This is a genomic window from Streptomyces sp., assembly GCF_036524955.1.
Lineage (GTDB): Bacteria > Actinomycetota > Actinomycetes > Streptomycetales > Streptomycetaceae > Actinacidiphila.
The window spans coordinates 1-11,961 of record NZ_DATDBG010000243.1; the positions used below are offsets into that span (position 1 = coordinate 1).

Consider the following 11,961-nt stretch of genomic DNA (forward strand, 5'->3'; position numbering starts at 1 on the left):
TTCGGCACGCAGGGCATGCGTGGGCGATACTCGTGCGGTCACGGGCGTGGGGCTCCTCGAAGAGCAGTGACGTGTGAACTGGCAGGTTCAGCACGGCACCCTACGCCCGTGATCATTTACACCGGCCCTTGGACGCGACCCTCGTCGTTGAGGCAGTGCCGGAGTTGATTCGTGGGGTTCTTCGCCGCCGAGGAACTGCCAAGGCAGGCCTGGTTTTCTCGTGGGGATGACGTGGGGATGACGAGTTTGCCGGTCAGGCGGCGGGCGGTGGCCCATCGTACGACCGAGGCGACGCCCCGGTGGCCGGCGCCCCGCCGGCCAGGCGGAGGCCCATGTCGCCTCGGCCGACCGTCTTCAGACCGAGGTGTCGCTCGTCCCGCCAGTCCCAGAAGGCGGTGGAGGTCCGGATGTCGACGTGGTCGGCGTCGGCGGATCCTGGCGTGCAGTGGCTGCGGGCGGCTCTCCGGCGGTGACGATCCGCCCGTCCTCGATACGGAAGTTCTCGGTCGGCGAGCAGCCGACCGAGGGCGTGTTCAGCCGGCTCACGGCGACCGGTGCGGGCTCGGTGCCAGCGGTGGAGAACTCGCAGACCGCGTGTCGGCCGGTCAGCGGGAACCAGAAGAAGCTGTCCACGGCGCCGACCGTGGCCCGGTCCGACTCCTTCCACGCACCGCCCTGGAAAGTGAAGACTCGCAGGCGCACTGTGGCCAGGAGGGGGTCGGCCTGCGAACGCAGGGCGGTGAGGGTGAACTTGAAGTCCCGGTCCAGGACCGAGGAGGCGATCTGCTGACTCTGCCCTATCCGCGGCTGAGGCTCCCTCGGTTTCGGCTGGCCGCCGGTAGTCCGCTGGCCCTGCGGGTTCGGCGGGCCTCCAGCGGTCGCGCCGGTCGTGACGATGGTGGCGGTGGCGGCGGCCAAGGCTACGCCACAGCCTATGAGTATGCGGGTTTTCTTGATCACGTCGACTCCATGTGAGTGGTAGCGGAGTCTCTCCGCGGTCTCCGGGCTCATTGGTCCCACGAACGGTGACGCGTCATGCCCGGATTCACCCGCCCGGACGGGTGGCAACACCGCATCGGCGCAACGCGGGCCCCCGCCCCCCGATTCCTGGACCGGCGTTCCCTGCGCGGCCATGCGCCGATCACGGACAGCCGTCCGGCCGCTTAATCCCTTTCGCACCATGCCACGGCGGTCGCCAGTGTTGCGGTGGCGACGCTTGCCAGGCGCTGGTAATCGAGGGTGTCCGCGGTGTCGCCGGGGCGGTGGTAGTGCGGGTTGCGGAAGTTCGCCGTACTGGTCAGCATCACGGCGGGGATTCTGTTGTTCCAGAAAGGGGAGTGGTCGCTGCGGTCGAGGTTGCCGAGCGCGGGAACGGCCAGCCCTACCAAGGCGCCCAGTGGACCGTCGGGGCGGGGGTCGCGCAGGAGGACGGTGGGCAGGACCGGGCTCGCCGCAGCCGCCGCACGGCTCCAGGTGTCGGCCAGAGTACGGGAGGAGGACCGATGCACGATCAGCGTGAAGTCACCGCGATGGCCGCGGCGCCGAACCGTGTCGGCTGCTTCGGGCATCATCAAGCGGGCGCCGGCCGGCAAGTGCTGGCTTCCGGGCTCGGAGGAGAAGAAGCCCACCGACTCGAGAGACATCATGCCCCCAACGGTGCGGTCCGTGCGCAGCAGGCATCTGACGGCTTGGCGTGAACCGATCAGCCCCAACTCTTCCATGTCGAAGATCATGAGCGTGACCACGGGCGGTACGGCAAGACGGCCGAGAACTCGGGCCACCTCCAGGACGACGGCCACTCCGGAGGCGTTGTCATCCGATCCGGGACTGCCCTGTGCGGTGTCCAGGTGCGCGCCGATGACCAGGGTCGGCGGAATCGTCTCGCCGGGACCGGGCCGCCGACCGGCGCCGGGAAGCTCGGCGCGCACATTGGCTCCGGACAGGCCCCGGTGCAGCCGAACCTTGAGCGGCACCGCCTGCGGCCCGTGCCGGTCGGTCGAACCAATGCGCAGCCCTACGTCGAAGGGTTCTCGGTAGACCTGCCAACCCGCAGCCGTGAGCGCCTGCGCAACGTACTTTTCTGCTTGCTCCATGGCGCGCGGAGCGTGCCGACGGCCTCGGGGCCGGTCGGCGAGCGCCATGACATGGCGGCGCAGGAGGTCGGGATCGGCCTGACCCATGTGACGCATTGAACCCCTGCCCTTGCCGACAGTCTCATCCACCCTGGTGGGAGTTGGTGTGCGGAGACTCCGTGTCTCGGGTGCGGCGGCTGCGCCGACGCTCTGGCGGGGATGACGATCACCCCTGTGCATGATGATCGGCCTTGCTGCTGGGACTGGCGTATGTGGGCGTGCCGGACGTGTTCGCGCCGCTGCGGCCGCTGCCGACGAGCGACCGCGGCAAGACGTGGAGATCGTCGCTGTGCGTCATCGGATCACGGTGCCGGAAAGGCAGCTGAGCGGGCAACGGGTGCGGTTCACGGCGGGCGGCTGCGGTAGCCAGGGCCGCCTGAGTGGATCAGCGCTGGATGCGGCGCAGGTGTTGGGCGGCGGCGCACAGGGCAGGGACCGTGGCCCGAGCGTACCGTTGCACGAACCCGCATAACCCGTTCGCCGGAAGGAACAGCGGAGCTCCGGGCCGGGGTGACGTCGTGCCGTTCGGTGGACACCTGCTCCTACGCATCGCCCGCACATGCTGTTTCCGGCACCCACGCCGCGTCGTTCACAGTCGTCGGACCAGCCGGTTCGCCACGGCTGCGTACCCGATGCCGACTGTCAGCGAGGCGAAGAGGGCGAGCAGCGGGGAGGCGTCCCGGAGGTACGGGTAGACCTGAAAGTGCGTCAGGTAGATGCAGAGCGAACTGCTCGCCAGCACGCCCGCGGCCCGGTTCAGCGGCCCCAGGCTGGGCAGCGCCGGCACCCAGATCAGTAGGATCACGCCGCCCGCCACGATGGCTGTCCGCAGCGGCTGGTCGTGGAAGAGCCCGGGGAGGGCGACCAGGAGCGTCGCGGTCAGAAGCGACCGCTGCCACGCGGTGGTCGCCCGCGCCGCCGCCCACCCCAGAGCGAAGAGCCAGAAGACCACGGTGGGGCCCAGATGGAAGCGGGCGGGCGCGAGCCCCAAGAGGTCGTAGCGGCCGATCAGCCCGACGGCCATGAGCGCCAGCGGCACGGTGAACGGGTACCGCCGCTCCAGCCGGTCCAGTTGCGGTACGGTCAGGAGCGCGCCCAGGACAACCAGGAAGTAGACCAGGGCCTCCACGAACCAGTAGTGGTATTCGTGACGCGAGACCCCTGGGCCGAGGGCGCTGTTGAGCAGCAGGGCATTGGCCGGGTCGTAAAGACCGGTCAGCGCCACCGCGCAGGCGATCCACGCCATGCTGGGTACGGCGATACGTGTGATGCTGCGCCACAGGTGGCGCACGCGTTCGCGGTGCTGCTGGGCCCCGGTCAGATGGAAGCGGGCGAAGTTGTAGCCCGCGACGCAGAGCAGCACATGGGCGCTGCCCTGGAGGGCGAAGAGCGGAATGTGCGAGCCGACGACGAGAACGATCCCGACGGCGCGCAGGGCGATGCCGGTCTCCAGCGTGCGACGGGTCCTCCAGGATCGCGGGGGCACCGGAGCTGTGCGGGGCCGGCAGGTGCGTCGGCCCGGCCGCCGTTCCGGTTGTTCCGTTCCTTTTGCCGCGGGAGCTTCGGCCGCGGGCGATGCGAGTGGCCGCAGTTCGCGGATCGGCTTGGTGTGCCAGTCGGCCGGCAGCCCGCCCAGCGTCTCCTCCAGCCGCAGTGACATCTCCACGTAGCACAGTGAGTCTCCGCCCAGGCTCACAAAGCTGCTGTCCTCGGTGACATCGGTGCGGTCGAGGATCCGGGCGTAGAGGCGGCACAGGTCCCCGCCGGGCTCGGCCGGTTCCTGCGGCGCCGGGCCTGTCAGCCTCAGCACGGCCCCGTAGTCGGGCTTGCCCGTGCCGAGCCGCGGGAGCTCCGTGAGGACGCGGACCCGTACCGCGCGGGCCGGCAACCCGCACTCGTGCGCCACCAGGCGCCGCAGCCGGGCCTCTTGGGCGGCCATGTCGGCGGTCTCGCCTCCGAGCACGGCCACCGCCAGGGCGTCCTCTTCGGTGGCGCAGTACGCGTTGATCCCGCGCCGCTCCAGTAGTGCCTCGATGCGCTGCGGGTCGATCCGCAGTCCGAGGATCTTCGCGAACCGGCTGCGGCGCCCGACGATCTCGTACAGCCCGTCGGGCGCACGCCGGGCGATGTCCCCGGTGCGCAGTTCCTCCACGGTTCGGCCCAGCCGCAGGTCCGCTGGGCTCTCGGCGTATCCGAGCATCACGTTGGGCCCCGAGTAGACCAGTTCGCCGGTCTCCGGATCGCTGTCGCCCGGCCCGTCGCCGTCGACCGGGCGGAGGCGGAACGAACCGCCGGGAATCGGTACCCCGACGGCCTGCGGACGTTCGGCGGCGAGGCATGGCGGCAAGTAGGCCATCCGTGCCGTGGCCTCGGTCTGCCCGTACATCACGAACAGCTCCCAGCCGCGGCGGCGCCCCAGTTCGGCGTAGCGCGCCACGCGGTCCGGCGCGAGCCGGCCGCCCGCCTGGGTGACGCGGCGCAGGTACGGCAGGCGCATCCGCTCGAAGCCGACCCGGTCGAGGAGGTCGAACGTGTACGGCACCCCGGCGAGGGAGGTGCCGCGGGCGGTGCGGAACAGCTCCCAGAAGGCGGCGTCGGACACCGACCGTTCGGTGAGGATCAGCCCGGCGCCCCGCAGAAGATGACTGTGGACGACGGACAGCCCGTAGCAGTAGTGCATCGGCAGTGTGGTGGCCGCCCGGTCGCTGCTGGAGATGCCCAAGTAGGTCGCGATGGACTCGGCATTGCTCTGCAGGTTCTCGTGGGAGAGCCGCACCAGCTTGGGAGAGCCGGTCGAACCTGAGGTGCTCAGCAGCAGCGCGAGGTCGGGGTGCAGGGTGTGCGCGGAGCGTTGGCGCCGCTCGTCGAGGACCCAGGTGCCGGTCCCGTCGCCGCCGTACGCCCGGGCCACGACATCCGGGTCGTAGGCGGCCGTCAGCGAGCGGATGGTGCTCTCACTGCTGTCGGGGACGAGGAGGACAGGGTGGCCGGTGCCGAGGGCGGCAAGGTGCACGACGAGCGTGTCGGCCCGGTTGGAGCCGGCCAGAAGCACCAGCCGCCGCCCAGGCCCGAGCCGCTCGGCGGTGGCGGCCACCCGTGCGGCCAGCTGCCGATAAGTGAGTTCCCCTTCCGGGGTGATGAGCGCGACGCGGTCACCGTACGCCGCGAGGTCGCGCGCGAACGGAACGCCGTGCGAGCGCGCCGGGGGGTGTGCACGCGGTTGGGTCGGCGGCTCCGGGAACGGTTCCGCTCCTGGCCACAGCGTCGGCATGGGGCCCGGGGTGTGAGCGCGAGACGGGAGCGGTCGCACGTCCGGGAGTCCGGAGGGGGGTATCACTGGGGCGCGCCCTTTCTGCGGCAGCGTCCGCCGGCAGCACTGATCCTTGACGATTAGGTTAGGTTTACCTTATTAATAGCATGATCACAGGTACCTCGCGGCACCGCTTCGCCGCTCGCTTCCTGACCACGCGACGAGCGGCGCGGGGGCGAGCCACGCCAGGAAGGCAACATCACCATGCGACGCCCCACGGCCCGCCGGATCATCGCGCTCGCCGCAGCCGGTCTGCTGCTTCCCGCCCTCGCCGCCTGCGGTTCCGACGACGACAAGGGCGGCCAGGGGGAGGGTGGCGGCTCCGGCCTTGTCATCTACTCCGGCCGTAACGAGAAGCTGGTGAAGCCGCTCCTCGACAAACTGGAAAAGGCCATCGGCGCGCAGGTCAAGGTGCGTTACGGCGACAGCGCCGAACTGGCCGCACAGATCCTGGAGGAAGGCGACAGGACCAAGGCCGGACTGTTCTTCTCACAGGACGCCGGAGCACTGGGCGCTCTGTCCAAGGAGGGCAGGCTGGAAAAGCTGCCCCAGACCACCCTCGACCAGGTGGACAAGGCCTACCGGGGCGGTCAGGGGGACTGGGTCGGTCTTTCCGGGCGCGTCCGCGTCATCGCCTACAATCCGGACAAGGTCACCAAGGCCCCAGACAGCGTGCACGACGTGGTGAAGCCGGAGTGGAAGGGCAAGGTCGGTTTCGCGCCCACCAACGCCTCCTTCCAGACCTTCGTCACCGGCATGCGGGTCCTGGAGGGCGACGGCGCCGCCCGTACCTGGCTGAAGGAGCTGAAGGCCAACGGCGCCAAGAGCTACGCTCACAACCTCGCCGTCCTGGATGCCGTCGAGTCCGGCGAGGTCTCCCTCGGCCTGGTCAACCACTACTACTGGTACGAGCGGGTTGCCGAGAAGGGCGAGGACAAGGTCAACGCCGAACTCCACTTCCTGCCCGGCAAGGACCCCGGCGCACTCATCAATGTCGCCGGGGCAGGAGTCCTCAAGGGCACCGGGCAGACCCAGACCGCCCTCAAGGCCGTCGACTTCCTGCTCTCGAAGGAGGCACAGACGTACTTCGCCGACGAGACCAAGGAGTATCCGCTGGCCGCGGGCGTCACCAGCACCGTCGAGGGCCTGCCCCCGTTCGACAGTCTTGAATCCCCGGACATCGACCTCGGCAGGCTGGAGACCCTGCAGGAGACCCTGGCCATGCTTCAGGACGTCGGACTGGTCTGAGTACCGTGCACGCGCCGCAGTCCGTATCCCACCCGGCCGGGACGCCCGCCCCTGCCGGGCGCCGACACCTCCCCACGGGAGGCGAGGCCCCGACGGGCGGCCCGCCCGGGGCCGGCCGCAGGGCGCGCAGGAAAGCAGGGTTCCGCATGGCATCCGGGCGGAGACCACCCCTGGTGCTCGTCGTCCCCGCCGGCGTCGCCGCCCTTTTCGCTCTGCTCCCGCTCGTCTATCTCGCCGTCCGTGCCCTCGAACGAGGGCCCGCCTACGCCTGGAACATCGTCGCCGACGAACGCACCTTGCAGCTCCTCGGCCGCAGCCTCGGACTCACGGCCGTCGTCGTGGCCGCCTGCCTGGTGCTGGGGATCTCCCTGGCATGGCTGACCGTGCGCACCGCCCTGCCCGGGGCCCGCGCCTGGTCGGTGCTGGCCACGCTGCCGCTGGCCGTTCCCAGCTATGTCACCGCCTTCGCCTGGCTGTCCGCCGCGCCCGAACTCGCCGGGTTCGGCGGGGCGGCGCTGGCGCTGACCCTGGTCAGTTTTCCGTACGTCCATCTGCCGGTCGCCGCCGCGCTGCGCGGCATCGATCCGGCGCAGGAGGAGGCCGCGCGCTCCCTCGGACACGGGCCGCTGCGCGCCTTCCTCCGCGTCACACTGCCGCAGCTGCGGCCCGCCGCGGCCGGCGGAGGACTGCTCGTCGCCCTGTACGTGCTCTCCGACTTCGGCGCTGTCTCGTTGTTGCGGTACGACACCTTCACCCGGGCGATCCACACCTCCTACCGTGCCTCCTTCGACCGCACGCCGGCCGCCGCGCTCAGCGTCGTGCTGGTGGTGATGACCGTGGCGCTGGTCGCCGCGGAAGCCCGGACGCGCGGACGGGCCGGACACGCCAGGACCGGAACCGGCACCGCCCGCCCGGCCGTTCCACTGCCACTGGGACGGTTGCGACCGGTCGCCCTGCTGTGGTGCGGGGCGGTGATCGCCGTGGCCGTCGTCTTCCCGCTGGGCACCCTCGGGTACTGGCTGGCCGTCGGCAGTTCCGCGACCTGGGACCTGGGGGGGCTCGCGCAGACCGCCTGGGCCACCCTGGGGATCGCCGCAGCGGGTGCCGCCCTGACTACCCTGCTCGCTCTACCGGTCGGCGTGATCGCCGCACGGCACCGGGGGCGCGGCGCACGGCTGCTGGAACAGGCCGCCTACGCGGGCCACGCCCTGCCCGGCATCACCGTAGCGCTCTCCCTGGTCTTCATCGCCGTGCGATACGCGTATCCGCTCTACCAGCAACTCCCCCTGCTGGTCTGCGCATACGCCGTGCTGTTCCTGCCGGTCGCGGTGGCCGCCACCCGCGCCGCCGTCCTCCAGGCCCCGCCCGTCCTGGAGGACGTCGCCCGCTCGCTGGGGCGGCGGCCCTGGCGCGTGCTTCGCGAAGTCACCGTGCCGCTGGCCGCACCCGGGGTGGCGGCCGGGGCCGCGCTCACCTTCGTGGTCTGCATGAAGGAACTCCCCGCCACACTGCTCCTGCGCCCCACGGGCATGGACACCCTTGCCACCCGGCTGTGGACCGAGACGGGCGCCGGTTCCTTCGCCGCCGCCGCGCCGTACGCCGCCGTGCTGATCCTGCTGGCCGCCGTCCCCTCGTACCTCCTAGGCAGGCACCGGACATGAACGAACTGCACATCGCAGGGCTGACCAAGTCCTACGCATCCGAGGCATCCGTGCTGCGCGGTCTCGACCTCACCGTGCCCGGCGGTGCTCTGGCCGCCGTGCTCGGTCCCTCCGGCTGCGGCAAGACCACCCTGCTGCGCGTCGTCGCCGGATTCCTGCGTGCCGATGCCGGCACGGTCAGCGTCGGTGACCGGGTTCTGACAGGCCCCGGTGTCCATCTGCCCCCGGAGCGGCGGCGCATCGGGATCGTCCCGCAGGAGGGTGCGCTCTTCCCGCACCTGAGCGTGGCCCGCAACGTGGCCTTCGGGCTGACCGGACTCGACCGGGGCGAGCGGCGCCGCCGCACCGGGGAGATGCTGGAACTCGTCGGGCTCGCCGGGTACGGCGACCGGATGCCGCACGAGCTGTCCGGCGGCCAGCAGCAGCGCGTCGCCCTCGCCCGGGCGCTCGCCCCGCGCCCCCACCTGGTTTTGCTGGACGAGCCGTTCAACGCCCTCGACAGCGCCCTGCGGGCCGGGGTGCGGGCCGATGTACGAGCCGCGCTGCGCGCAACCGGGGCCACAGCCGTGCTCGTCACCCACGACCAGCAGGAGGCGCTGTCGACAGCCGACCTCGTCGCTGTCGTGCGTGGCGGCCGGGTCACCCAGTGCGATACCCCGCAGGACCTCTACCGCAGCCCGGTCGACCCCTGGGTCGCGGGCTTCGTCGGCAGTGCCGTTCTGCTTCCGGGCACCGTCGCAGGAAAGGGCGGCGCCGCCGACACCGCGCTCGGTGCCGTGCCGCTCTCCGCCGACGCTGATGGACCGCGTGCGGGCACGGTGCTGCTCCGGCCGGAACAACTGCTGCTGACCGACGCGGCCGCCGCGGGGGCGGTGCGGGGAACCGTGACCGACGTGTGCTTCTACGGGCACGACGCCATGGTCACCGTGGCCGTGGACGGCCTCGACGCCCCCGTCGACGTCCGCGTCGCCGGTCCGCTGCCAGTCCGCCCCGGCGAGCAAACCGGGATCCGCGTTCAGGGCGAGGCCAGCCTCCACCCGTAGCCGGGTGGGACGCGGGAGCGAGCCTCCCCTTGTGACTGGACACCGGGAGACTGGAGTCTGGTGGCGAAGGTGGACCGCTACGCCGCCTACCGCACCGCACCGCACCGGCTCCGGCTTTCACCACCCGCGTCGAGACCGGCGCGTTGCCGCACAAGGACATGTCTCGGGGCCAAGGCGGCCGACGCGTTCGGGACCGCCCGCCAGCGGACGTCAACGACTTCGCGGTCCTGGCGGAGCGGGTCGCCCGGGTCCGCACGCTCCTGGTGATCGATAGAGCCGCAGCAGCTCGGGCTGGGACCGATGCACAGATCCGGCGTCGAGTCGATCCGCCGTACGCGTTACCCGACTTCCGGTCAAATGGCCCGCGCGGGATGCCGCGCCGGGCATCAGAGTCTGCGCCCCGCAGCCGGGGGGAGGGCGGCGGGGCGCGGTGGGGGGTGTGGGGACAGCATTGCACCCGGCAGGCGGGGAGTCCATACGACGGACAGCGGGTATCGGGGCGGGGTCAGGTGCCCGACCGGGCGACGGCCTCCGAGCCCGCCGCAGTTGGGCTTGCGGGCGGCATGACGTCGCTGGTGGCTGCTACGCGGCGCGCGGCGACGGCTATTCGCCGGAAGTCGTCCGTCTCGCGGGTGAGCTTGCTGGCCAGGGCCCGTAAGTCGGGGCGGGACGTGCTCATTCGTTCTCCTGATACTGGGCGTGCGGGGTGGTGCTGGGCGGTCGGGGTCACCCTGTGTCGGCGGTTTCCGGGATACGCCCTTGGGGATCTGGGAGAGCGGGGCACGGCGGTCCGTGCGCCGCCGAGCGCGGCGGCGGCTTCGACGACGCCCAGCTCTGCGTGCGCAGCACCATCGGCGCCCGACCACACCGGAACGGCCGACGTGGCCCAGCCCGAGGACCGCCGCCCCGAGACGGTGGGCAAGCCCCGCCGGCCCGCAGATTCCCCAGAGGCGAACCACCCCGATGGTAGTCACTCCAACGCCCGCCCCGCCGCACACCCCCGGGCTGCCGCGCGCTGTCACGGGCCGTGCCACCGGACACCCAGGCGGGTACGGCCCGACGCGCGTCACGGCTCGGCCGTAACCCGTGCGCCGCGGACCCCGCGTCCCCGAACAGTCGCCGGCCGGGGAAGGGAAGAGGAGCTGGAAATCCGGTGGTGCGGGCCGCGATCGACCGGCAGGACCAGGCCCTGGCCGGGAGGCGCGAGCCGGAGCAGGCGTTCACCGACGGTCAGGCCCTCACCGGGCAGCTGCGAGCCCGCGCCCACGCCGCCGGGCGATGCCCTGGACCGTGACGGCACCGAGCAGTTCCACCCCGGCAGCCGCCGTGTCACTTCCGGCAGCCTGCTACGAATGAGCCACGACCTCGCCGGCCGTGACCTGGGGAGGGTTGGGGAGAAGGGAGGCGAGGCGGTCCCGTACGAAGTCCGCCGCCCTGTCGTTCGACGCCTCGGCGCCGGCCCGGTCCTGGAAGACACTCGTCGAGACCATCACCCCGCCCCCCGCATCGACCCAGTAATAGGCCACGAAACCTTGCACCTGGCGGAGGAGCGGCACAAACCCCTCGTTCACCTGGCGTCCCGCGTCGGCCGGATCGGTCACCCCTTCGTACCGCCGAACCACTGCGTACATGGCTGATCTCCTCATGGATCGCGGGGCCGTCTCCTGTGGAGAGGGAGTACCCGCCGTGGCACGTGCGGCGTGCGCGAGACGTGCGGCAATCACCGGAAGGGCCCCCATCGGTGATCCCAACGGCGGCTTCCGGCACCGTCCCGGTGCGACGCCTCCCGCCCGGCCCCCGGCACGCCCGTCCCCGACGAGGACACCGAGGAGCAGGACATCGCGGCCCCGCCCGCGTACTGGACGTACTGGGACCAGCCCGACGGCTTCCGCGACCCGGAGAAGCCGGGCGACCGGCTGCCCTCGCCCGCGCAGTCGCCGTTCGTGGTCTACCTGAAGGTCTGGGAGCGCGCGGTGGGCGCGGCCGAGGATCCGCTGCTGCGCGAGGTCGCCCTGGGCGCGGCGATGCCGGACACCGCCGCCCGCGTCAAGGTCGTCTGGCAGGTCCTGCCGCTGTCCCTCGCCGAGCTGGCGATCGAGAAAACGGACCCGTCGAAGGAAGTCGTCCGCGCGGCGTTCGAGAAGTGGGCCGAGCGCCAGGCGGCACTTTCGGCCCGCCTCGCCGCCCGCAGCGAACGGCCCGACCACGCCGACGAGGACCCCTGCCTGGTCAGGCCCGACGCCCGCTACCGCGGCACGGAGAACCAGCCACCGGCGGCGTCGAATGGCCGGCCGACCCGGCACGCCGCCCCCTCCTGCGAGGGCCCGCCGGTATCGCCCGGCACTTCGCCCCGCTGGCGCTGGCGCTGGCGCTGGTCAAGGGCGAGGCCGGCGCCGTCGACCTGCGGCTCGTCTTCGGCCCGCTGTCGGGTGCCGTCCCGGCGGCGGACGAGGCTACGCTCGCAGCCGAGGCGGAGGCCGGCCGGGAGGAGCAGGCCGCGGAGGCAGATCCCTCCCGCGGGACGGCGCAGACCGCAGCACAGGCAGGGACCGCCCAGGAAGGAGACG

At 71.7% G+C, this 11,961-nt stretch carries 9 protein-coding genes and 1 pseudogene; 5 read left to right on the forward strand and 5 right to left on the reverse strand.

What is annotated here, in order from left to right; translation table 11 throughout:
- Positions 1 to 354 precede the first annotated feature (354 nt).
- From VIW71_RS19630 to VIW71_RS19640, 3 genes are all read right to left on the reverse strand, one after another.
- Entirely contained in the window at positions 355 to 918 is a 564-nt protein-coding gene (locus VIW71_RS19630; protein WP_331623673.1) for a hypothetical protein, read from the reverse strand.
- 245 nt (positions 919 to 1,163) lie between these two features.
- Positions 1,164 to 2,180 carry a M28 family peptidase gene (locus VIW71_RS19635; RefSeq protein ID WP_331623674.1) on the reverse strand — a complete coding sequence of 339 codons (1,017 nt, stop codon included), beginning with the start codon at positions 2,178 to 2,180 and terminating at the stop codon, positions 1,164 to 1,166.
- A gap of 541 nt (positions 2,181 to 2,721) precedes the next feature.
- A complete protein-coding gene (locus VIW71_RS19640; RefSeq protein ID WP_331623675.1) occupies positions 2,722 to 5,403 on the reverse strand; it encodes an AMP-binding protein in 2,682 nt (893 codons plus the stop codon).
- Positions 5,404 to 5,646: 243 nt separating this feature from the next.
- Between VIW71_RS19640 and VIW71_RS19645 the strand changes: the two genes are divergently transcribed.
- The 3 genes from VIW71_RS19645 (at position 5,647) to VIW71_RS19655 (ending at position 9,394) form a co-directional block, all read left to right on the forward strand.
- Positions 5,647 to 6,690: an iron ABC transporter substrate-binding protein gene (locus VIW71_RS19645; RefSeq protein WP_331623677.1), complete on the forward strand. Its 1,044-nt coding sequence runs from the start codon at positions 5,647 to 5,649 to the stop codon at positions 6,688 to 6,690.
- A gap of 146 nt (positions 6,691 to 6,836) precedes the next feature.
- Positions 6,837 to 8,351: an ABC transporter permease gene (locus VIW71_RS19650; protein ID WP_331623678.1), complete on the forward strand. Its 1,515-nt coding sequence runs from the start codon at positions 6,837 to 6,839 to the stop codon at positions 8,349 to 8,351.
- Positions 8,348 to 9,394 carry an ABC transporter ATP-binding protein gene (locus tag VIW71_RS19655; RefSeq protein WP_331623680.1) on the forward strand — a complete coding sequence of 349 codons (1,047 nt, stop codon included), beginning with the start codon at positions 8,348 to 8,350 and terminating at the stop codon, positions 9,392 to 9,394. Before VIW71_RS19650 ends, VIW71_RS19655 begins: the two co-directional genes overlap by 4 nt.
- A 505-nt stretch (positions 9,395 to 9,899) precedes the next feature.
- Here the strand turns inward: VIW71_RS19655 and VIW71_RS19660 are convergent.
- Positions 9,900 to 10,073 carry a hypothetical protein gene (locus VIW71_RS19660; RefSeq protein WP_331623681.1) on the reverse strand — a complete coding sequence of 58 codons (174 nt, stop codon included), beginning with the start codon at positions 10,071 to 10,073 and terminating at the stop codon, positions 9,900 to 9,902.
- A gap of 474 nt (positions 10,074 to 10,547) precedes the next feature.
- Between VIW71_RS19660 and VIW71_RS19665 the strand changes: the two genes are divergently transcribed.
- Positions 10,548 to 10,688, forward strand: a complete 141-nt coding sequence (locus tag VIW71_RS19665; protein WP_331623683.1) for a hypothetical protein — start codon at positions 10,548 to 10,550, stop codon at positions 10,686 to 10,688.
- 52 nt (positions 10,689 to 10,740) lie between these two features.
- On the opposite strand, the gene VIW71_RS19670 is transcribed toward VIW71_RS19665, so the two are convergent.
- Positions 10,741 to 11,025, reverse strand: coding sequence for a hypothetical protein (locus VIW71_RS19670; RefSeq protein WP_331623684.1), 285 nt, complete (start codon positions 11,023 to 11,025; stop codon positions 10,741 to 10,743).
- Between the two features lie 312 nt (positions 11,026 to 11,337).
- Here VIW71_RS19670 and VIW71_RS19675 point away from each other — a divergent pair.
- Positions 11,338 to 11,961, forward strand: a pseudogene (locus VIW71_RS19675) (hypothetical protein); the annotation flags it as partial.

Coding starts and splice junctions, on each gene's coding strand:
- VIW71_RS19640 (WP_331623675.1), bottom strand. CDS start 5,403: ATGCCGACGCTGTGGCCAGGAGCGGAACCGTTCCCGGAGCCGCCGACC.
- VIW71_RS19660 (WP_331623681.1), bottom strand. CDS start 10,073: ATGAGCACGTCCCGCCCCGACTTACGGGCCCTGGCCAGCAAGCTCACC.
- VIW71_RS19635 (WP_331623674.1), bottom strand. CDS start 2,180: ATGGGTCAGGCCGATCCCGACCTCCTGCGCCGCCATGTCATGGCGCTC.
- VIW71_RS19645 (WP_331623677.1), top strand. CDS start 5,647: ATGCGACGCCCCACGGCCCGCCGGATCATCGCGCTCGCCGCAGCCGGT.
- VIW71_RS19650 (WP_331623678.1), top strand. CDS start 6,837: ATGGCATCCGGGCGGAGACCACCCCTGGTGCTCGTCGTCCCCGCCGGC.
- VIW71_RS19655 (WP_331623680.1), top strand. CDS start 8,348: ATGAACGAACTGCACATCGCAGGGCTGACCAAGTCCTACGCATCCGAG.
- VIW71_RS19670 (WP_331623684.1), bottom strand. CDS start 11,025: ATGTACGCAGTGGTTCGGCGGTACGAAGGGGTGACCGATCCGGCCGAC.